The 20,478-nt window shown below is 63.8% G+C and carries 18 protein-coding genes; 14 read left to right on the plus strand and 4 right to left on the minus strand.

The window, feature by feature from the left end:
• Positions 1–12 precede the first annotated feature (12 nt).
• The 3 genes from LDL28_RS15735 to LDL28_RS13870 form a co-directional block, all read right to left on the minus strand.
• A complete protein-coding gene (locus tag LDL28_RS15735) occupies positions 13–270 on the minus strand; it encodes a YXWGXW repeat-containing protein (protein WP_370636350.1) in 258 nt (85 codons plus the stop codon).
• 176 nt (positions 271–446) lie between these two features.
• Entirely contained in the window at positions 447–746 is a 300-nt protein-coding gene (locus tag LDL28_RS13865; RefSeq protein WP_233059084.1) for a hypothetical protein, read from the minus strand.
• A 267-nt stretch (positions 747–1,013) separates the two neighbouring features.
• Positions 1,014–1,847: a DeoR/GlpR family DNA-binding transcription regulator gene (locus LDL28_RS13870; RefSeq protein WP_233059085.1), complete on the minus strand. Its 834-nt coding sequence runs from the start codon at positions 1,845–1,847 to the stop codon at positions 1,014–1,016.
• Positions 1,848–2,071: 224 nt separating this feature from the next.
• Here LDL28_RS13870 and LDL28_RS13875 point away from each other — a divergent pair, with 224 nt between their 5' ends.
• The 10 genes from LDL28_RS13875 to LDL28_RS13920 all read left to right on the plus strand — a co-directional run bounded on the left by LDL28_RS13875 (position 2,072) and on the right by LDL28_RS13920 (position 14,213).
• Positions 2,072–3,670: an FGGY-family carbohydrate kinase gene (locus LDL28_RS13875; protein ID WP_233059086.1), complete on the plus strand. Its 1,599-nt coding sequence runs from the start codon at positions 2,072–2,074 to the stop codon at positions 3,668–3,670.
• The gene (locus LDL28_RS13880; RefSeq protein ID WP_233059087.1) at positions 3,667–5,379 is read left to right on the plus strand and encodes a glycerol-3-phosphate dehydrogenase/oxidase; all 1,713 of its coding nucleotides are present in this window, start codon (positions 3,667–3,669) and stop codon (positions 5,377–5,379) included. Before LDL28_RS13875 ends, LDL28_RS13880 begins: the two co-directional genes overlap by 4 nt.
• A gap of 3 nt (positions 5,380–5,382) precedes the next feature.
• Positions 5,383–6,381 (plus strand): hypothetical protein, encoded by a 999-nt coding sequence (locus tag LDL28_RS13885; protein WP_233059088.1) that lies wholly within the window; start codon positions 5,383–5,385, stop codon positions 6,379–6,381.
• A gap of 400 nt (positions 6,382–6,781) precedes the next feature.
• On the plus strand, positions 6,782–7,546 hold the full coding sequence (locus LDL28_RS13890) for a triose-phosphate isomerase (protein WP_233059089.1): 765 nt from the start codon (positions 6,782–6,784) through the stop codon (positions 7,544–7,546).
• Complete coding sequence (locus LDL28_RS13895; protein WP_233059090.1) at positions 7,543–8,361, plus strand: DeoR/GlpR family DNA-binding transcription regulator; 819 nt, start codon at positions 7,543–7,545, stop codon at positions 8,359–8,361. The genes LDL28_RS13890 and LDL28_RS13895 overlap by 4 nt, the downstream gene beginning before the upstream one ends.
• A 34-nt stretch (positions 8,362–8,395) precedes the next feature.
• Positions 8,396–8,878 carry an RpiB/LacA/LacB family sugar-phosphate isomerase gene (locus tag LDL28_RS13900; protein ID WP_233059091.1) on the plus strand — a complete coding sequence of 161 codons (483 nt, stop codon included), beginning with the start codon at positions 8,396–8,398 and terminating at the stop codon, positions 8,876–8,878.
• Positions 8,879–8,930: 52 nt separating this feature from the next.
• Positions 8,931–9,851: a substrate-binding domain-containing protein gene (locus LDL28_RS13905; RefSeq protein WP_233059092.1), complete on the plus strand. Its 921-nt coding sequence runs from the start codon at positions 8,931–8,933 to the stop codon at positions 9,849–9,851.
• A 28-nt stretch (positions 9,852–9,879) separates the two neighbouring features.
• Positions 9,880–11,388, plus strand: a complete 1,509-nt coding sequence (locus tag LDL28_RS13910; RefSeq protein ID WP_233059093.1) for a sugar ABC transporter ATP-binding protein — start codon at positions 9,880–9,882, stop codon at positions 11,386–11,388.
• Positions 11,378–12,394, plus strand: coding sequence for an ABC transporter permease (locus tag LDL28_RS13915; RefSeq protein ID WP_183480707.1), 1,017 nt, complete (start codon positions 11,378–11,380; stop codon positions 12,392–12,394). Before LDL28_RS13910 ends, LDL28_RS13915 begins: the two co-directional genes overlap by 11 nt.
• A gap of 37 nt (positions 12,395–12,431) precedes the next feature.
• Positions 12,432–14,213, plus strand: coding sequence for a dihydroxyacetone kinase family protein (locus LDL28_RS13920; RefSeq protein ID WP_233059094.1), 1,782 nt, complete (start codon positions 12,432–12,434; stop codon positions 14,211–14,213).
• Between the two features lie 53 nt (positions 14,214–14,266).
• Here LDL28_RS13920 and LDL28_RS13925 read toward each other — a convergent pair whose 3' ends face one another.
• Positions 14,267–15,217: a helix-turn-helix domain-containing protein gene (locus tag LDL28_RS13925; protein ID WP_233059095.1), complete on the minus strand. Its 951-nt coding sequence runs from the start codon at positions 15,215–15,217 to the stop codon at positions 14,267–14,269.
• 224 nt (positions 15,218–15,441) lie between these two features.
• Between LDL28_RS13925 and LDL28_RS13930 the strand changes: the two genes are divergently transcribed.
• The 4 genes from LDL28_RS13930 (at position 15,442) to xylB (ending at position 20,419) form a co-directional block, all read left to right on the plus strand.
• Positions 15,442–16,407, plus strand: a complete 966-nt coding sequence (locus LDL28_RS13930; RefSeq protein WP_233059096.1) for a thiamine pyrophosphate-dependent dehydrogenase E1 component subunit alpha — start codon at positions 15,442–15,444, stop codon at positions 16,405–16,407.
• Between the two features lie 32 nt (positions 16,408–16,439).
• A complete protein-coding gene (locus LDL28_RS13935; protein ID WP_183480715.1) occupies positions 16,440–17,468 on the plus strand; it encodes an alpha-ketoacid dehydrogenase subunit beta in 1,029 nt (342 codons plus the stop codon).
• A gap of 1 nt (position 17,469) precedes the next feature.
• Positions 17,470–18,618 carry an acetoin dehydrogenase dihydrolipoyllysine-residue acetyltransferase subunit gene (locus LDL28_RS13940; RefSeq protein WP_233059097.1) on the plus strand — a complete coding sequence of 383 codons (1,149 nt, stop codon included), beginning with the start codon at positions 17,470–17,472 and terminating at the stop codon, positions 18,616–18,618.
• Positions 18,619–18,949: 331 nt separating this feature from the next.
• Positions 18,950–20,419, plus strand: a complete 1,470-nt coding sequence (xylB, locus tag LDL28_RS13945; protein WP_233059098.1) for a xylulokinase — start codon at positions 18,950–18,952, stop codon at positions 20,417–20,419.
• The last annotated feature ends 59 nt before the right edge of the window (positions 20,420–20,478 follow it).

Here is a 20,478-nt window from a genome sequence, read left to right on the forward strand (position 1 = left end):
CCGGGCCCATGTTCACCGCCGCCGCCAGATGCCCGGCCGCCAGACATAGCCACGCGGGTACCACACCCAGCGTCCGGGCGCCCAGACATAGCCCCGGCGTGGTCGCGGCACCATCTCACGGCGTGCGGGAGGAGGCGGAGGGCGCCGCACGATCACTCCGGGGGGTGGAGGCCCCACGATTACGGGAGGTTGCGCGTAAGCTTCCCCACCGGTCAGAAGGGCCGCCATGATTATCAGGACAGCCCATCCGTTCCTGTCATACATGATCATTGTTCCTGCACCCTTGCTGGGGGAAAATCGATCTGGACCCGTGTTGTTTTCGAGCAGGCGGACAGTCAGGAAATGGAAGAATATTTATTGAGGTAGGCCGACAGGAATGCCGGAGTTTCCGCATTATTTTGTGGATACGGGAATGAGTGTGAAATACAGCAGGGTATTTTCAACCGTTATTGCAACGGAGCCGCCTGTTTTGTGCGCTGTTGTCCGCTGGTGGCGGGTTCCGGGTTCTGGGGTGGGGAACCCGATGGGTATTGCTCGGGTTGTTCATGGGACTTCCTGTCCTGATGGAAAGACGGCCATGACTTTGATTCGGAACCCGTCAACCCACGTGAGGGCGGGGTGGTCGTAACCGGTTTCTCGGGCGACAGGGTGGACGGGGAGCGCGGCGTCTGCGCCATGCCTGCCGCCGGATAGCCAAAGGCCAGTACGGTCATGCCTATGATTCCAAGACCTGCATGGTAAGACATGGATGCCTCCTGATGAAGGGATATGCCGGAACGCTGTTTTTTAAGGGAAGGCTTTCGGTGCGGTCCCAACGATTTCAGGTAGGCGGAGGTTCCTGTACCCCGCATCCTTTCACTTCGATTATCCGATGGAACGGATTGTACGATCCGCAGTGGGTCGTGTCCTCTGTCTTTATGTGCAGGGCAATAAAAGTTTTTGGTCGTAAAAATATTCACCAAAAACTTCTCATATTTAAAAAGTGTTCCCGGGTGGAATTTCAGGTTGGCCCGTCAACAGCACGCATGATCACCACAGACTTCAAGCGTGGCCCCGGCGGCAACCAGCTTTTCACGAATGGCGGGTTCAAGCTGGGTATCGGTCAGGACGAGATCAAAATCATCCATCCCCCCCAGACGGTACACCCCCCCCGTCTGGAACTTGGAACTGTCCGCCAGCAATATGGTCCGGTCGGATATTTCCATGAGTACCCGCTTGATTTTGACAACATCGGGATTGTTCTGGAACGCGGTGGTGCCATGGATGACGGATGTGGACAGGAACATGGTGTCGGCATGGAGTCCACGCGCCGCCTGTTCGCATATCAGCCCGAAAAAGGCATTGCGGGGCCGGTTGTAATCTCCCCCCAGGCAGATCAGGCGCAGGTCGGAATACGGGGTAAGGGCCGTAATCACGCCCATGGCGTTGGTGATGATGGTAAGGGGCGCCAGTGCGGGCAGCAGGGGGAGCATTTCGGCAACCGTGGTGGAATCATCCAACACCAGAACCTGTTCCGGCCGGATCAGGGATATGGCGTGCGTAATGATGGTCTGCTTGCTGTCGGTCGCCCGCGCCTTGCGGTAGGTGACGGTCTTGCGGGTGGCGGTGCGGTCACGCAGGGTGATGCCGCCGTGCAGTTTCTCGATCAACCCCTGCCGCGCCAGTGCGTTGGCGTCGCGGTGGATGGTCATGCGGCTGACGGCGAACCGCGCCGCCAGGTCATCGATCGTGGCGTTTCCCGTTTCAAACAGAAGGTCAAGAATACGCTGCTGGCGGCCAGCATTATCCCGGCGGCGGGGGGAAGGAGAGGAGTGGCGGGAAAGGGCCGGGGCCAGGTCATCGGTCATGCGGGAAAGCGATCTTTGCCATAAGGAAGGGATGGATCCCGTGTGAAAATACCATTCACCCGACCACATGCAATGTGTGTGTCAGGTTTATGCGGTCATTCAGGCGTGATGCGATCCGGTTCCCTCTCTCACGATCACATATTTATGTGATATATATAACATTTATTATGTTATTTATTGCCGCCTGAATCCGTTGCCATCTGCTGGATATCGGGAGGTCAAGGATGCGCCGGGACTTCATCATCGGAATTGACTGCGGGTCGACAGCCACCAAGGCAGTCATTTTTTCACCAACCGGTCAGATCGTGGGTACGGGGCGCAGGCGACTGGCCCGGCACATGGACCGGCCCCACTATGTCGAGCGCGATATGGGCGAAGCATGGCTGGGCGTGGCCCAGACCATACGCATGGCCCTGGCGGATGCCGGCCTGTCCGGGCAGGCCATCGCGGCCGTGGGGATCACGGCCCATGGGGACGGGCTGTTCATGCTCGACCGCATGGGCAATCCGCTCGGGCGCGGGATCATGTCACTCGACAGCCGTGCGACCGCGCTGCATGAAAGCTGGCGACAGCGCGGCGTGCTGGACCAGCTCGTGCCGGTTGCGGGGCAACGGCCCTATGTCTATTCGGCCAGTACGTTACTGGCGTGGATACGCGATCATGAGCCGGAGCGTTATCATGCCATCGGCTCCATCCTGTTCGCCAAGGACTGGATCAGGCTCTGCCTGACGGGTGAAGTCGCAACCGACATGACCGAGGCCAGCACCGCCTTCACCGATCTGCATACACAGCAGTATAGCAGGGAAATACTCGATATCCTGGGTCTTGGGGCGATACATGCCTGCCTGCCGCCCATGCTGGAATCCTGCACGCGCGCGGGGGGCGTGACCCCGGCGGCCGCGGCGGCGACCGGCCTGCTTGCCGGCACCCCGGTGGCGGCCGGGCTGCATGACGTCACCGCCGCCGCCGTGGGCATGGGCCATACGTGCCCCGGTGACATGTCGCTTACCGCCGGGACTTTTTCCATCAACGAGGTTTTCCGCGATCATCCCGTAACGGGCGATGGCTGGTCCTGCCGCGCGGGGTACCGCCGGGGGTTGTGGAACTGCATGGCGATCTCGCCCGCATCCTCCAGCAATCTGGAATGGATGGCGAAACTGCTGCTGCCCCATGACGGGGAGGCGACCGGCCTGCTGATGCGTGAAGTGGAAGCGCGTCTGGCCACCGCGCGAGAGGCGCGCACCGTGCCGCTTTTCCACCCCTTCCTGTTCGGTTCCCCCTATGCCGCGCCCGCCAGCGCGTCCTTTTTTGGCGTGCAGTCATGGCATGACCGCACGGACCTGTTCCAGGCCATGGTGGAGGGCATGGTTTTCAACCACCGCATGCATGTCACCGCCCTGCGCCAGACCGGGGCCGTGGCGCGGCTGGGTGTGTCGGGTGGGGGAAGCGGCCAGCCCGCCATCGCCCAACTTTTTGCCGATGTGCTTGACATGCCGGTGGATATTTCCGGTGTGCGGGAAGCGGGTGCGCTGGGTGCCGCGCTGACGGCGGCGGTTGCGGTCGGTCTGTATCCCGATCTGGAACATGCGGTGGATGGGCTTGACGTCTCATGCACCACCTACCGCCCCGATGCGGCGCGCGTGGCGGTTTATGACAGCCTGTACCACCGCTACGTTGCCCTGACGCGGGCCATGCGTCCGTTCTGGCAGTCCCTGTACGATATGACGCCCCAGCCGACGGACCAGCCGCCACAGCCCGCCATCCATCCCGCCATTCCCCTGCACCTGTCGGGTGCGACCGTAATGGGAAGAATGCCCTCATGAATACCTGTATGCCGCCGGATCAGGCGCGAACGGAATTTGATGTCATCATCATAGGCGCGGGAATCAACGGCGTCGGGCTGATGCGTGAACTGGCCCTACAGAACGTGCGGGTGCTGGTGGTGGACCGGGCGGATATCTGTTCGGGGGCGTCCTGCGCGCCATCGCGCCTGATCCATGGTGGCATCAAATATCTTGAAACGGGCGAATTCCGCCTGGTCGCGCAATCCACGCTGGAGCGTAATCTGCTGCTGCGCAACGCCGCGCATATGGTGCATCCGCTGCCCACTACCGTGCCCGTTTCTTCATGGTTCGGGGGGATCGTGCCTTCCATCCGGCGGTTCATGGGGCTGGGCGGCAAAATGGCTGACCGGGGCACCGTGGTGACGGAACTGGGAATGCTGATTTATGATTTCCTTGGCCGCCATAACCGGGTCATGCCGCGTCACCGCTTCTTCCCGCGCCGCCAGAGCCGGGCGCGCTGGCCGCATATGGCCAGCTCCGTCATGGCGACGGGTATGTATTACGACGCCGCGATAACCCAGCCCGAACGGCTGGGTTACGAGTGCGTGCGTGACGCCCTGATGACAGAGAGCGGATGCGTGATCGCGACCTATACACGCATCGAAGCCTTCCATGACGGCACGCTGACCCTGCGGGATCGCCTGTCCGGTCGGTCGTGGCAGGCGCGGGCGCCGGTCATGGTCAATGCGGGCGGGGCGTGGATTGACCAGATCAATGCCATACTGGGGCTGCGGACCCGCTATATCGACGGCACGAAGGGATCGCACCTGCTGTTGCGCCATGACGCGCTGCTGCGCGAACTGGATGGGCATATGGTCTATTTCGGTACGCCGGATGGGCGCATCTGCCTTGCCTATCCATTTCTTGGGCACGTACTTGTCGGTTCCACCGATATACGGCAGGGCGACCCGGATACCGCCCTGTGCACCGATGAGGAGCAGGCCTACATGCTCGACATGCTGGGCGCCCTGTTTCCCGGGTTCAGGTTCAGCGCGGACGATGTGATCTACCGCTATTGCGGCGTGCGCCCGCTCCCCGCCTCCGGCGCATCCGATCCCGGTGCGATCAGTCGCGACCATATCGTGCATGAGGACAGGCTGGGCCCGGCCGCCCTTTTCTCGCTCGTGGGCGGGAAATGGACCACCTTTCGCGGCCTGGCGGAAGAGGTGGCCGATACCATCCTGCCGCGCCTGGGCAGGGCGCGACAGGTCTCGACCCGCCGGTTGCCTATTGGCGGGGGCAGGAATTTCCCCCCACCCGCCCGGCAGGCCATCTATACTGAAGGGATTGCCGAAGCATACGGCATCCCCCCCGAACGGGCGCGGACACTGTTTGCCCGCTATGGAACGCTGGCGCAGGACATTGCGCGGTTCTGCGCCCATGTATCCGACATGCCCCTGCGCAGCCTGCCCACCTACACCCGGCGCGAGATCGCATTCATCGCGCGGTATGAACAGGTTCGCCATGCGGCGGATATTCTCTACCGGCGCACGACCATCGCCCTGTCCGGCGCGTTAACGCCCGATGTCGCGCGTGAAGTGGCGGAAGTGGCGGGTGACACCCTGGGGTGGGACGCGGATGAAATCCAGCGTCAGGCGCGTGATGCCTGGCAACAGGCTGAAACATGCCACCATATGGCCGCCCACCCCGTGCCGGAAACCGCGCGGCCTGAAGCGATTGGAGCCTGAGCCATGAACCGGTATGAACAGAAGATCGCCCGCATGGTCGCGGGAACCGATACGCCCGCCGATTTCATCCTGGCCGATGCGAAGGATGCGGACATGGCGGCCGGCATCAGCGCCATGGGCTCCAGCCGCGGTGTGGTAACGTCCTCCGCCTACCGTCCGCGCGGGGCGTATCTGAATGATATACGCGCCATGCTGGAGCAGGATATTGTCGATATCATGCTGGTTTCCGCCTCCAACCTGGAAATATTGACCAGGGAGGGCGCTTTTGAGGGCAGCCGCGTGCAGCCCGCCATCCGCGCCAACGACACCAGCGAATTATGGCGTGGCCGGGCCAGCCCCTATACGACCCAGAAATCGGTTCCGTTCCGTTCCGCCGCCCTGTCCGGGGCGCAGGCCCGGCTTGGCCTGTATTCCCTGACCTTCAATGGCGACGCCGCGCAGGACGCCCATGCGCTGGAATGTTTCCGCAACTTTCGGGAGGAGGCGCACGAGCATGGGTTTTCCTATTTTCTGGAAGTATTCAACCCTAACGAGGGGCGGATTGCGCCACAGGATCATGGCGTGTTCCTCAATGACATGATTGTACGCACCCTTGCCGGGTTACGGCAGGCGGAACGTCCGGTTTTTCTCAAAATCCCCTATAACGGTACAGCGGCGCTGACGGAACTCTGCGCCTTTGACCCACGCATGGTCGTGGGGATCATGGGTGGGGGAAGCGGGACGACACGCGACTGTCTGGAACTGCTGTATCAGGCGCAGGGCTGTGGCGCGCGGGCCGCGCTGTTTGGCCGCAAGATCCTTGACGCCGATGATCCGCTGCTGCTGGTTCAGGCCATGCGTCACGTTACGGATGGCGATCTCCTGCCCGATGAGGCAACGTGCCTTTACCACGAGACCCTGGCCGGAAAGGGCCGCCGCGCGACCCGCCCGCTGGGTGCGGACCGCCGCGTTACGGAAGCCTGCCTGCTCGATGGCCCGGTGCGCGCGGAGGTGGCGGGATAGTCACCCTGAACGGTTATCCGAAACTGGATGACTAATAAAAAACAATAAAAGTTTTTGGGTGCCGCCTTTTTTCAAAAAGGCGGCGTCCCCTGAAGCGTTCTGAAAGAAGCTTCACCAGCACTTCGTTGCGGGCATACCCGCGCGCAGTGCCGCGGACATCGCAAAGGCGGAAGAGACCGGATGGGCGCTGGTCTTATGGTGATGATAGAAATAATCAGATATGAATACATAAAGGCTGCAATTATTTTGCCTGTAATTTACTTGGTGAGAGCTTTTCCCGGCGGATCATGGGAACGTGATGGATCACCCGCATATGCGCAGGCAACGATAACCCTTGTAGTGAGATATATCACACATGGAGCGTTACATATGAACGTTCCAGTCAGTGTGGAGATATCTGATGCACCCTGTGCCTGTATGGGTCGGCACAAGCTGGAAAATGAACAAGGGACCAGCCGCCGCGATTGAAACGGCGCGCGCGCTGGCCGCCTTCACCCCGCCCGCGGGTGTGCAGCCGTTTGTGGTTCCGCCTTTTACATCGCTCAGGGATGTCTGCGCCATCCTGCACGACACCCCCGTGCTGACCGGCGCGCAGAACACGCACTGGGAGGACGCCGGGGCCTGGACGGGCGAGATTTCCCCCGCGATGGTGGCGGAATGCGGCGCGGATCTGGTGGAAATAGGCCATTCCGAACGCCGCGCCCATTTTGGTGAGACGGACTGGACCGTCAACCTGAAGGTCCATGCGGTGCTGCGCCATGGCATGCGGCCACTGGTCTGTATTGGCGATAGCGCGCAGGAACATGATTTTGGCGTAACGCGTGAGGTTCTCGCCCGCCAGATCATGATCGCGCTGCACGGTGTCTCGCCCCGCAAGATGGCGCGGGTGCTGGTGGCGTATGAACCCGTATGGGCGATTGGCGTGAACGGACGGGCGGCGGAGGCAGGCTTCGTGGCTGAAACCCATGCCCATCTGCGCGCGGTGCTGGTACGGATCGCGGGGGAGGAAGCGGGTAGGTGCGTGCCGCTTCTGTACGGGGGCAGTGTCACGCGCGAAAACGCCCGCGCCTATACGCGGCTTGACAATATAGACGGGGTCTTTGTCGGGCGCGCCGCGTGGAATGTTACCGACTTTGTGCAACTCATCAGGAGCGTGGCGCCATGAACATGACGCATCTGGCTGAATCCCGCACCGTTGCCGCCCGCAGGCGCGCCATTGTCGATTACGTCATCACGCGCGGCAATGTGGAGATTGATGAACTGGTCCACCGCTTTGAAACAAGCCGCATGACCATACATCGCGACCTGCACGCCCTGTCCGGGCAGGGGCTGGTGCGCAAGGTGCATGGCGGCGTGACGACCCTGCCCAACGGTATTGTCGAAAGCAGCATGCTTTACCGCCTGCGCCGCGCGGTCCGTGAAAAGAAGGCCATCGCGGCGCTGGCGGCGGGCATGATCGCATCGGGTGACGTGATCGCGCTGGATGATTCGACAACCGCGCGTTTCCTGTCGGACCATCTGGCCGGGATCGGCGCGCTGACGGTGCTGACCAACAGCCTTGGCATCGCCACCACGCTGGCGGGGGCGCCGGATATCAGGCTGCTGGCGCTTGGCGGGTGTTACCATCCCACTTTCGATGCGTTTTTCGGGCTGTTATGCGAACAGGCCATTGGCGCGTTGCGGGTGAACACGCTGTTCATGTCGGTTTCCGCCATTCATGGGCTGGGCGCCTATCATCAGGAACAGGACATCGTAAAGGTCAAGCACGCGCTCATGCGCGCGGCGGACAGGCGCGTACTGCTGGCCGACAGCACCAAGTTCGGCGTGACCGCGCTGAACCGCCTGGCCGACCTTGGGGAATTCGATGTGCTGATAACCGACGATGGCCTGCCCCCGGATATACGCGACCACCTGCATGATCGCGGCATCAAGGTGCGTATGGCCCGCTCAAGCGCACCCGATACACTCAGGACGGCATGAAACCACGATAGATCTCTCAATATGGAGAAGAACCATGCGTATAGCCATTGGCGGCGATAGTGCCGGTAAGGGACTGGCCGGTATTCTCGTGCAGCATCTGATAGACCGGGGGGAGCATGACGTACTCGACATGTCCGCCCAGCAGGCGGGCAGTACGGAACCCTATGCCACGCTGAGTGAGCGGGTGGGTCTCGCCATCCTGTCTGGTGAGTTCGATCGCGGCATCCTGTGCTGTGGCACCGGCATCGGGGTGTGCATCGCGGCCAACAAGATACCGGCCATCCGCGCCGCCCTGACACACGATACCTATTCCGCCACGCGGGCCGCCCTGTCCAACAACGCGCATATCATCACCATGGGGTCGCGGGTGATCGGTGTGGAGGTCGCCAAAGGCATTGTCGATGCCTGGCTGGCCAATGCATTCGACCCGCAGGGAGCATCGGCGCGCAATGTCGCGGCGATCGACGCGCTGGGCCTGAAATACGCCAGCCATGTCCCCGCCACCACGGAATGCTGAACATGGCCTGAAGCCCCCGGTGGAATGCCGGTAACGGGAAAGAATAATAAAAATGAAAATCGCTTTTCTGCTTTCCGCGCTGCTTGCATGCGCGCCATTGGCCGCCCGGGCGGCTGATACCGGCGCGCCCCTGCGCTTCGTGCTGATCCCCAAAACGGTTCATCCGTGGTTTGACAAGGTCAATACCGGCGCGCACGCGGCGGCCGACCTGCTGGGCAGGCTGACGGGCCGCAGGATCGAGATCGAATACCGCGCCCCGCAGACGGCGGATGTCTCATCGCAAAACGACATTATCGAACGCGCCGTTGCCACGCACCCCGACGGGCTCATTCTCGACCTGCTTGATGAAAAGGGCAATCACGCCACCATGCAGGAAGCGGTGGATGAAAAAGTCCCGATGACCGTGTTCGACTCCCTGCCGCCCGAAGGCATGGATGTGACAGCCGTGGGGGCGGATTTCTGTGAACAGGGCACCATCGCGGCCCAGCGCCTTGCCGGCCTGATCGGGGGGAAGGGGGAAGTCGCGATCATGATGGGCGTGCCGACAGCGCCCAACCACAGCCTGCGCGCCCAGTGCGAGCGCACGGCCTTCGCCCGGTATCCGGGCATTACGGTGGTGGCGACCGGCATTGACAACGACAGTATCGAAACCGCGCAGAAACAGGCCGCCGCCATCATGCAGGCGCATCCCGACTTGGCCGGCTGGGTGGCGTGCGATGCGTCCGGCCCGGTCGGGATCGGTCAGGCCATCCGTGAAAGCGGGCGCACGGGCAAGGTGCGCGAGGTCGGTCTCGATAACCTTAACGACATGATCCAGCTCATCCATGATGGCGTGGCGGATTCCTCGGCGTCCAGCCGCCCCGAAATGCAGGGCTACTGGGCCGTGGTCGCGGCATGGCAGCGCGCGCTGGGCCAGAAAACCCCCAAGTACATCGATACGGGCATAGATGTGCTGACCAGTAAAAACATCTGAACAGGTCCGTCATTAGGGAGTGATACCCATGGCAGTTCTTCAGGTTGAATCCCTGCGCAAGGCCTATCCCGGCGTTGTCGCGCTCGATCATATCGACCTGACGCTCGAAGCGGGGAAGGTCCATATCCTCGCAGGGGAAAACGGGGCGGGAAAGTCCACGCTGATCAAGGTGCTGACCGGGCTGGTCACCCCCGACCAAGGCCGTGTGCTGATCGGGGGGCATGATGCGCTGGCTGATCGCAGCCTGTTTTCGCGCGTGGCGTATGTGCCGCAGGAACTGAACCTGTTTGCATCCATGAGCGTGGCGGAAAACATGTTCATGCCGTTCGCGCGCTCCGGCTTCGGTAGCATGATGCTGCCGAAAAAGGCGATGCAGGCCGCCGCGCGCAGGCTCATGACCCGCTTTGGCATGCATGCCCGTCCCGACCAGGCGGTCGGGCGTATAAGCGTGCCCGACCAGCAGTTGCTCCAGATCGCGCGCGCCGCCAGCCGGGAGGAATTCCGCGTGCTGATCCTGGATGAACCCACATCCTCGCTCACCTCCAGCGAAACGGACCACCTGTTCACCATCCTGCGCACGCTACGTGATGAAGGATGCGCGATCGTGTTCGTCTCCCACCGGATGGAGGAAATATTTGTGCTGGGCGATACCGTGACCGTCCTGCGCAATGGCCGCAGCGTGGGCACGTACCCCATGGCGGATATGGGGGAGCAGGAACTGATCCGCCTCATGTCCGGCAACACCGTACATCTGGAGGAGCGTTTCCAGCCACGCGCGATCGCGTGCGCGGAGGATGAGACGATCCTGAAAGTGGAGCATATGAGCGGCCCCGGCTTCACCGATGCGTCCTTCACGCTGCGGCGCGGCGAGATACTGGGCTTTGCCGGTCTGGTCGGCGCGGGGCGTTCGGAACTCATGCAGACCATGTTCGGCTACCACCGCGCCACGGCGGGGCGGTGCGTCGTGCATGGGCGCGAAATTCCCCGTGGCCGGCCGGACGGTGCGGTGGGTCTGGGCATGCTCTACCTGCCCGAGGAGCGCCGGCACCACGGTATCTTCCCGCTGCTGAGCGTGCGCGAGAACATTGGCATTTCCGTCCTGGGCCGGATCATGCGTGGCGGCGTCATTCCATCGGGTCGGGAGCGGCGCGTGGTGGCGGATACGGTCGAACAGTTCGATGTGCGTACATCCTCGGTGGAAAAGAAGATCATGTACCTGTCGGGCGGCAACCAGCAGAAGGCGATCATCGGCCGCGCCATGGCCTGCCATCCGCGCGTGCTGATCTTTGATGAACCGACCAAGGGCATCGACATCGGCACCAAATTCCAGATCTACCGCATCATGCGGCAACTGGCCGAGGACGGGGTGGGGATCATCCTCGTCTCATCCGAAATGGCGGAGCTGCAACGCTGCGCCACCCGCATCATCACCATGCATGCGGGCCGGATCACCGGCTCGTTCGATCAGGCCACGACCGACATCAACACACTTGTAGGCGCGATCATCGGCGCGCCGGAGGTTCGTCATGTCGCTTGAAACCACATTTCCCACCGCCCCGCCCACGCCACCGCGCCTGCCGCCGCTGCGCAGGCTGGCCGCGCGCTGCATGAGCAGCCCGCTGGGGGGCGTAATCGCGGCGCTTGTCATCATATTCGGCGTGTCGTGCCTGCTGTCGCCGCATTTCCTGACCAGCTTCAACCTCATGATCATGGCGCGCGCGCTGGCCTTTATCGGGCTGGTCACGATCGGGCAGTCCGTCCTCATGATCCTGGGGGAACTGGACCTGTCGGTCGGCGCCATTGGCGGGCTGGCGGGTATTACGGGGGGCATGCTCATGGTGCAGGCGGGTCTTGACCCGTGGCTGTCGCTTGGGCTGTGCCTGTTGCTGGGCACGCTGTGCGGCATGCTCAACGGCGTGCTGATTACCCGGCTGCGGCTTCATTCGCTGGTGCTGACCATCGGCATGGCGGGCGTGTACGGCGGGGCCAACCTTGTCGTGACGAAAGGGGTCGCCATTACCGGCGTGCCCGGCGACATCTCGTTCCTTGGCCGGGGGGTGGTTTACGGGGTGCCGGTGCCCTTCGTCATCCTGCTCGCCTGCCTTGGCGTCGTGGGCTTCGTGATGGCGCGCACGCCGGTGGGACGGTATGTCTATGCGATCGGCAGCAACCCCGAAGCGGCGCGCATGCTGGGCCTGCGGGTTGACGCCATCCGGGTCGCGGCCTTCGCCACGGCGGGGTTCCTGTCCGCCCTTGCGGGTATCCTCATGGTGGCGCGTCTGGGCACGGCGCAGCCTTCCATCGGGGATACGTGGGTGCTGGCCCCGATCGCCGCCGCCGTCATCGGTGGGGTCGCGACAACGGGGGGGCTGGGCAGTCCGGTCGGCGCGGTGCTGGGTGCGGTGATCATCGGCATTATCGAAAACATCATCGTGCTGTTCGGCATCTCGCCTTACTGGCAGTCGATCGTCAGTGGCGGGATCGTCGTGCTGGCCATTTCCTTCGATTCACTGGCGCGGCGCTACATCCATCGCGATGCGTAGGCGCACGGGCATTTCCTGACGGCAGGGAGACATGACAATGACCAGAATTTGCGGTGATGCTTCCGAATTCGCCCTCTCGGCGCTGCATGGCTACAGCCTGGCCAACCGCCATCTGGTGCGCATGGTACGCGGTGGGGTCGTGCGGGCCACGCCGGGCCGGGCGGGCAAGGTGGCGGTGGTGGTGGGGGGTGGTTCAGGCCACTATCCCGCCTTTAACGGCTATGTCGGCGCCGGATTTGCCGATGCCGCGGTGGCGGGGGACATCTTCGCCTCCCCCTCCACGCAGGCGATCCACGCCGTGGCGCGCAGGGCGGAACGTGGGGGCGGGGTCATACTCGGGTTCGGGAATTACGCGGGCGATGTGCTGAACTTCGGCATTGCCGCCGACCGGCTGCGGGAAGCGGGCATTGACACCCGCCTGCTCGCCACCACCGATGACGTGGCCAGCGCCGATGCGGCCGATGCGGCGCGCAGGCGCGGTGTCGCGGGGGATCTCGCGGTTTTCAAGATCGTGGGGGCGGCGGCGGAGGCGGGGCTGGGCCTTGATGAAGTCGAGGCCATTGGCCAGCGCGCCAACCGCCAGACCCGGACCTTCGGCGTGGCGTTCGAGGGCTGCACCCTGCCCGGTGAGCGGGCGCGCCTGTTCCACGTGCCCGAAAACCGTATGGCGCTCGGTCTGGGCGTGCATGGTGAACCCGGCGTGGATGAGCAGGATATTCCCACCCCCGCCCAACTGGCGCACATCCTGTTCGACCGTATCGTGGCCGAACTGCCCGATGGTGCCTCCCGCCGTGTCGCCATCATCCTCAACGGGCTGGGCAGCACCACGCCCGAAGAGCTTTTCGTGCTGTGGGAGGCGCTTTCCCCCCTGCTGGCGCAGGCTGGCCTGACCGTGATCGCGCCATTGGTGGGCGAATACGTGACCAGCCTCGATATGGCGGGCTGTTCGCTGACCATGACGTGGCTGGACGCGGAACTGGAACATTACTGGCGCGCGCCGGTCGAGACCGCCGCCCTGCGCCATGCGGGCGTGGAGGGCGAGCCGGACATGGCGGATGCGGTGATGGAAGCCGAACCGGCCCCGATCCATGCCCCCGCCATCACGGCGGAGGGACGACGCGGCGGGTTGTGCGTGGCCGATGTCATGACGCAACTGGCGCAGGCGCTGGCGGCGGCGGAAACGGAGCTGGGCCACATCGATGCCATAGCGGGCGATGGCGACCATGGGCAGGGCATGGCGCGGGGGGCGGGGGCTGCGCGCCATGCCGCCCGTGCCGCCGCCATGGCGCATGCGGGTGCCGCCACGGTGCTGGCCGCCGCCGCCGATGCGTGGGCCGACCGCGCGGGCGGCACATCCGGCGCGCTGTGGGGCGAAGGACTGCGCGCCTTCGCCATGGCGCTGGATGATGGGGGCATGCCCGATGCAACGCAACTGGCGGGTGGCGCGCGGCGGGCGATGGAGCGCGTGATGCAGCTTGGCAGGGCCCGGCCGGGCGACAAGACGCTGCTGGACGCGCTCGTGCCGTTTGTCGAGACACTGGAGCGGGAATGCGCCATGGGGCATGCCGTGTCCGATGCCTGGGGCATTGCCGCCAGTGCCGCGCAACAGGCGGCGGATGCCACGCGTGACCTCATGCCCCGGATCGGCCGCGCGCGCACCCATGGCGCGCGCAGCCTGGGCCATCCGGATGCGGGCGCCCTTTCACTGGCGCTCTGCCTGCGCGTGGTGGGGGAACATCTGGGTGATGTCAGGCAGCCTTCAACGGACATGGCCTGCATGGCCGGTGAAACGCGCGATCCCCTCCAGCCCCGGGCCTGAAGCCGGACCCGGGCCCGGAACCCGCGTGATGAAGCGGAGCGGGGAGACATCATTCAGGCGCGTTTCGTGGCGGGCGCGCCGGTCAGGCTGCGTATCTTGCGGTGCAGGGTGGAGCGGCTGATGCCCAGCATCCGCGCCGCCACCGCCACCTTGCCGCGTGCGCTGGCCAGCGCCGTGTCGATCGCCATGATCTGCGCGTCACGCAATGGCGTGGTGGGGGGCGAGGTATCGTTCAGCAGGCACAGGCTTACGTCCTGCGCGGGGGCAATGCCCATATGCTGCCGGGCGGCATGGGTCGCCCCCACCACCCGGCGTTCCGGATCGAGCGCCAGCATGGGTACGGACGGACCCTCCGCCATGCCCAGGATCATGATGGTATGATTGCGGTACCGATCCATGAAACACGCCTGTTCGATCTGACGGGCCGCCTGCAGCAGGCAGGTCGCGATCAGCATGCCGTTGGTACTGTCGCCCACGGACCGGAACGTGCTGGCGTTGATGGCTCCGGCAAGGCGGCCCGCCGCGTCATAAACCGGCATGGCGATGCAGCTCAGCCCGTGCAGCCTGCTGCGCCAGTGCTGGTTGCGGTGAACGCTCACGCCCCGATGTTCGGCAAGGCAGGTTCCAATGCCATTGGTGCCCGCGCTGCGCTCATGCCACAGGGCGCCGGGCCATAGCTGCCAGCGGCGGCACCCGCGCTGCATGTCCGCGCCCGTTCTGTGCGCAACCACGACCCCACCGGCGCTGGACAGCATGACGGTATACCCCACGGGTTCCACCGCCGCGTGCACCCGGTCCATTTCCGGCCCCGCGAAGTGCAGCATCCGGCCCATCTGCTGGCAGCACTGGCGCAGTTCGGCGCCCGACAGCATATCGGGCAGCGCGGGTGTCGCGGGGTCAAGGTTGTAGTCATGTTGGCATCGCCGCCATGAGGCTTCCAGCCCGGCCTGGAGTGCGGGCGTGGTGGCAGGGGCGGAAGACAGGAAACGTGGACTACGCAACATGCTGTATTCTTTTTTTCCGGCACTGATATGCGTGTGAGGTGGCGCGTAAACTCCCGGCCAGGTGTCGCGGTTTCGCGACACTTCGTACTGTGTCCGTCACATGGGTGTGAAAGACGGCAGGCCATTCTTGCCCGGCCATTCCATGCGGGTGTGTGCTGCGTGGGTACCCGCCCGCACCCCGTGTGCCCAATGGGCGGGACCAGTAAGGAACAGGGGAAATACCCATGCAAATAGCGCGTGAAACGCTGCTGCGCTCATACCGGGCCATGCGCACCATCCGCATGTTTGAAGAGCGTCTGCATGTTGAATTCGCAACCGGCGAAATTCCCGGTTTCGTCCACCTCTATTGCGGCGAGGAAGCCTCCGCCGTAGGGGTGTGCGCCAATCTTACGGATAATGACACCATCGCCAGCACCCATCGCGGCCATGGCCACTGCATTGCCAAGGGCGTGGAAGTTGGCGGCATGATGTCCGAAATTTACGGGCGCAGCACCGGCGTATGCCGGGGCAAGGGCGGCTCGATGCACATAGCCGACCTGACATGCGGCATGCTGGGGGCCAATGGCATCGTGGGCGGTGGCCCCCCGCTGATCTGTGGCGCGGCGCTGTCGCACAAGACCCTGCGTGACGGCGGGGTTGCCGTCGCCTTTTATGGTGATGGCGCCTCCAACGAAGGCACGACGCTCGAAAGCCTCAACCTCGCCATGGTCTGGCAGTTGCCCGCCGTTTTCGTGGTGGAGGACAATGGCTATGGCGAGGCCACCAGTTCCTCCTACGCCTGCGCGGGCACCCAGAAGGCGCGCGCCGCGGGTTTTGGCATGCCGTATATCGAATGCGACGGGTCGGACTATTTCGCCGTCCATCAGGCGGCGGGTGAGGCGATTGCCCATGCGCGCGAGGGCAAGGGCCCGGTCATGCTGCATGTCCACCTGACACGCTGGTACGGCCATTTTGAAGGGGACGCCATGACCTACCGCGCCGCGGATGAAGTGCCGAAGGCGCGGAGCGAGCATGACTGCCTCAAGCTGTTTCGGGACCGTGTGACGCAGGCGGGCCTGCTTGACGCCAGCGTGCTCGATGAAATCGACGCCGCCGTGGCGGACGAGATCGAGGCCGCCGTAATGAAAGCGAAGGATGATCCGCTACCGCAGGCGCCCGACCTTCTGGCCGATGTGTATGTCCGGTACTGATCCGATCCCTTCAGGAACGAAAGAAGCGAACAATGAGCAAGAAAAGCTTTCGTCAGGCCATTAACGAGGCCCTGCGCCAGGAAATGCGCCGCGATCCCACCGTGGTCCTGATGGGTGAGGACGTGGCCGGTGGCCGTGGTGGATCGGCGGGCATAACGGATGCATGGGGCGGCGTTCTGGGCGTGACCAAGGGACTGCTGGAGGAATTTGGCGATACCCGCGTCCTCGACACCCCCATTACCGAAGCCTCCTATATCGGCGCTGCCGCCGGTGCGGCGGTGACGGGCCTGCGCCCGGTGGCGGAACTGATGTTTGTCGATTTTGTCGGCTCCTGCCTTGACCAGATCATGAACCAGGCCGCGAAGTTCCGGTACATGTTCGGCGGCAAGGCGCGCACGCCGCTGGTCATCCGCGCCATGTACGGCGCGGGATTCAACGCCGCCGCCCAGCATAGCCAGGCGCTGTATCCGCTGTTCACCCATATTCCGGGGCTGAAGGTTGTCGTGCCTTCCTCCCCCTATGAAGCCAAGGGCCTGCTGATTTCAGCCATCCGTGACGACGATCCCGTCATCTTCCTTGAAAACAAGGTGATGTATGATGACGAGGAGGAGGTGCCCGACGAGGCCTATACCATCCCGCTGGGGGAGGCGAACCTGACGCGCGAGGGCAACGATGTCACCATCGTCGCCTTCGGCCGCATGGTCGGGCTTGCCAACCAGGCGGCTGACCGGCTGGACAGGAAGGGGATAAGCTGTACGGTCATCGACCCGCGCACCACATCGCCGCTCGACCGGGAAACGATACTGGAATGCGTGGCGGATACCGGCAGGCTGGTCATTGTTGACGAATCAAGCCCGCGCTGCAACATGGCGACCGATGTCGCGGCCCTGGTGGCGGAAGAAGCGTTCGATACGCTGCGCGCGCCCATCCGCCGCGTGGTGCCCCCCCATACGCCGGTGCCGTTCGCCACGGTTCTGGAAACGCTTTACCTGCCCAGTGTGGAAAAGATCGAGGCGGCGGTCACCGCCACCATGAACCATCGTGTTGTGGAGAAAGTCTGACATGGCCCAGGACATCACCCCCATTACCATGCCCAAATTCGGCCTGGCCATGACGGAAGGCAAGATTGCCGGCTGGATGGTCGCGCCGGATACGGACATAAAGACCGGCGATGAACTGGTTGATATCGAGACCAGCAAGATCACCAATACCTTCGAAAGCCCCGTGACCGGCAGGCTGCGCCGGCAGGTCGCGGCGAATGGTGAGACGCTGCCCGTCGGTGCACTGATCGGCGTGGTCGCGGATGCGGCGGTCAGCGATGCGGACATTGATGCGTTCATCAGCCGTTTCCAGGCGGATTTCGCCGCCACCGCGGGCGAGGCGGGCACGGACGCCCCGGTGGATGAGCCGGTCATGGTGACGGTGGGCAGTCATACCCTGCGCGTGCATGACCGGGGCACGGGGGAGGAGACGCCTCTCGTGCTCATTCACGGCTTTGGCGGCGACCTGAAGAACTGGATGCTCAACCACGCCGCACTGGCACAGGGGCGGCGCGTCATCGCCTTCGACCTGCCGGGGCATGGTGGTTCATCCAAGGATGTCGGGCCGGGCACGCTGGCTTTCTTCGCGGAGGTCACGGCACAGTTGCTGGCCCATCTCAAGCTGGGGCGCGTGCATGTTCTCGGTCATTCGCTGGGGGGCGGCATCGCGCTGACACTGGCGCAGATGGCGCCGCAGAGCGTGGCCTCGCTTACGCTCATCGCCCCGGCCGGGCTGGGGGCGCAGATCAACATGGAATTCATCAACGGCTTTATCGAGGCCGACCGTGTGCGTACGTTGCAGGATGTCCTGAAATATCTGGTACATGACAAATCCCTCATCGGGCGGCGCATGGCGGATGATGTGTTGCGTTACAAACGCCTTGACGGGGCGGAGGCGGCCCTGCGCACCATCTCGGCCGCGTGCTTTCCCAATGGCAGGCAGGGGGATGACCTGCGCCCGGTCGTGGAGGCCGCCGATCTGCCCATAACCCTGATATGGGGTCACGAAGATGAAATCCTGCCCGTCACCGGGGCGGATGGCCTGCCCGCACGTATTGTGCGGCACATCCTGCCCGACATCGGGCATATGCCGCAACTGGAAGCCGCCAGCAAGGTCAACACGCTTGTTGCCGACTTCATCAAAAGCCCCGACCTTGTAAAAACACCCTGACAGGCGGGGCAGGCTCCATTCACGACACCCGCAACGAAAGGGGAGGGGCGCAGCGGCCTCTCCCCTTAACTGTTGGGATTTCATGCCCTTCATCATCGGGGGGTGCATAAGTAATCGTGAAAGAAATAAAAGCAAATTTAGTGTAAATGATGATCATATGGTCATGTAGTGTTGTTGAGAGCGGGTTTCGCTTTTACCGCCTGTTACTTACCCAAAAATACGCACGGCATGCCTGTCCAGTACCGGCGCCTGTGTATTCACCCGTATTTCCAAAGACGCGGCAAAACAGAAAAGGCCGGACTGGAACACCAGTCATGGCATGGGAATAATAATGTTTGTCGGAATCGATCTGGGCACTTCGGCCCTGAAAGCCGTTCTGGTGGATGACAGCCAGCAGGTTGTCGGTAGCCACGCCTATCCATTACGTGTCAGTTCCCCGCATCCCGGCTGGAACGAGCAGGCGCCGCAGGACTGGTGGACCGGCCTGCTGGCCGCGATGGACGCCCTTGCCCATGCCCACCCGCGTGAAATGGCGGCGGTCAGGGGCATCGGCCTGTCCGGTCAGCAGCATGGCGCGGTCCTGCTGGGGCGGAATGGGGATGTGCTGCGTCCCTGCATCCTGTGGAACGACGTGCGCGCCGCCGCGCAGTGCCATGTGTTTGAACACAGGTTTCCCCAAAGCAGGCAGGTCTGTGGCAACATGGCCATGCCGGGTTTCACCGCCCCCAAGCTGATATGGGTGGCGCAGAACGAGCCGGATGTTTTCCGCGCCACCCACCATGTTCTCCTGCCCAAGGCGTGGCTGCGCTACCGTATGACGGGCGAAATGATCGAGGACATGTCCGACGCCTCCGGCTCCCTGTGGCTTGATGTGGGGGGACGGCAGTGGTCGGATGCGGCGCTGGCGGCAACGGAACTTACCCGTGACGCCATGCCCGCGCTGGTGGAGGGGACGGCGCGCGCGGGCACGCTCCATACCGCCCTGGCCGGGCGGTGGGGCATGGCGGCGCGTCCGGTCCTGGCGGGAAGTGCCGGGGATAACGCCGCCGGTGCGGTGGGGCTGGGTGCGGTCGGGGCCGGGTCGTCCTTCCTTTCGCTGGGAACTTCGGGGGTACTGTGGGTGACGACGGATCGCTTCCGCCCGCATCCGCAGGGGGGCATCCACGCATTCTGTCACGCCGTGCCCGGAATGTGGCATCAGATGGGGGTAACGCTTTCCGCTGCCTCCGCCCTCGCATGGTGGGCGCGGACGACCGGCATGAGCGAGCAGGCGCTGCTGGCGGAACTGCCGGAACGGATTGCACGGCCTTCGCCTGTCATTTTCCTGCCCTACCTTTCGGGTGAGCGCACACCGCATAATGACGGCACGATCCGTGGGGTTTTTGCCGGCCTGTCGCATGGCGCCACCCGTGCCGACATGACGCAGGCGGTGCTGGAAGGGGTCGCGTTCTCGTTCCGGGACATTGTGGATGTGCTGGCCGAGGCAGGCTCCATCCTGACCGGGGCGGATGTAATCGGCGGCGGTTCCAACAGTCGTGTCTGGGTGTCCATTCTGGCCAGTGTCACGGGGCTGTCGCTGCACCGGCTGGCCCATGGGGAGCAGGGCGGGGCGTTTGGCGCGGCCCGCCTTGCGCGCATCGCCGTAACGGGGGAGACGGTGGAGAGCGTCTGCCAGCCGCAGCGGCGCGAGGAAACACTGGATCCCGACCCGGAGCTTGGCGCGGCCTATGCCGCCACGCTGGCGCGTTACCGTGCGCTCTACCCCGCCATTCGGGGCGCGATGGAGACCTGTCCGGCCTGAGTCCCTGCCGCAGTCCCTGCCGCGCATGAAAAAACTGGTGGCCAGTTTCGTACCATCGG

This window comes from Komagataeibacter sp. FNDCR2 (assembly GCF_021295395.1).
Classification (GTDB): domain Bacteria; phylum Pseudomonadota; class Alphaproteobacteria; order Acetobacterales; family Acetobacteraceae; genus Komagataeibacter.

Coding starts and splice junctions, on each gene's coding strand:
- LDL28_RS15735 (WP_370636350.1), bottom strand. CDS start 270: ATGATCATGTATGACAGGAACGGATGGGCTGTCCTGATAATCATGGCG.
- LDL28_RS13865 (WP_233059084.1), bottom strand. CDS start 746: ATGTCTTACCATGCAGGTCTTGGAATCATAGGCATGACCGTACTGGCC.
- LDL28_RS13870 (WP_233059085.1), bottom strand. CDS start 1,847: ATGACCGATGACCTGGCCCCGGCCCTTTCCCGCCACTCCTCTCCTTCC.
- LDL28_RS13875 (WP_233059086.1), top strand. CDS start 2,072: ATGCGCCGGGACTTCATCATCGGAATTGACTGCGGGTCGACAGCCACC.
- LDL28_RS13880 (WP_233059087.1), top strand. CDS start 3,667: ATGAATACCTGTATGCCGCCGGATCAGGCGCGAACGGAATTTGATGTC.
- LDL28_RS13885 (WP_233059088.1), top strand. CDS start 5,383: ATGAACCGGTATGAACAGAAGATCGCCCGCATGGTCGCGGGAACCGAT.
- LDL28_RS13890 (WP_233059089.1), top strand. CDS start 6,782: ATGCACCCTGTGCCTGTATGGGTCGGCACAAGCTGGAAAATGAACAAG.
- LDL28_RS13895 (WP_233059090.1), top strand. CDS start 7,543: ATGAACATGACGCATCTGGCTGAATCCCGCACCGTTGCCGCCCGCAGG.
- LDL28_RS13900 (WP_233059091.1), top strand. CDS start 8,396: ATGCGTATAGCCATTGGCGGCGATAGTGCCGGTAAGGGACTGGCCGGT.
- LDL28_RS13905 (WP_233059092.1), top strand. CDS start 8,931: ATGAAAATCGCTTTTCTGCTTTCCGCGCTGCTTGCATGCGCGCCATTG.
- LDL28_RS13910 (WP_233059093.1), top strand. CDS start 9,880: ATGGCAGTTCTTCAGGTTGAATCCCTGCGCAAGGCCTATCCCGGCGTT.
- LDL28_RS13915 (WP_183480707.1), top strand. CDS start 11,378: ATGTCGCTTGAAACCACATTTCCCACCGCCCCGCCCACGCCACCGCGC.
- LDL28_RS13920 (WP_233059094.1), top strand. CDS start 12,432: ATGACCAGAATTTGCGGTGATGCTTCCGAATTCGCCCTCTCGGCGCTG.
- LDL28_RS13925 (WP_233059095.1), bottom strand. CDS start 15,217: ATGTTGCGTAGTCCACGTTTCCTGTCTTCCGCCCCTGCCACCACGCCC.
- LDL28_RS13930 (WP_233059096.1), top strand. CDS start 15,442: ATGCAAATAGCGCGTGAAACGCTGCTGCGCTCATACCGGGCCATGCGC.
- LDL28_RS13935 (WP_183480715.1), top strand. CDS start 16,440: ATGAGCAAGAAAAGCTTTCGTCAGGCCATTAACGAGGCCCTGCGCCAG.
- LDL28_RS13940 (WP_233059097.1), top strand. CDS start 17,470: ATGGCCCAGGACATCACCCCCATTACCATGCCCAAATTCGGCCTGGCC.
- xylB (WP_233059098.1), top strand. CDS start 18,950: ATGTTTGTCGGAATCGATCTGGGCACTTCGGCCCTGAAAGCCGTTCTG.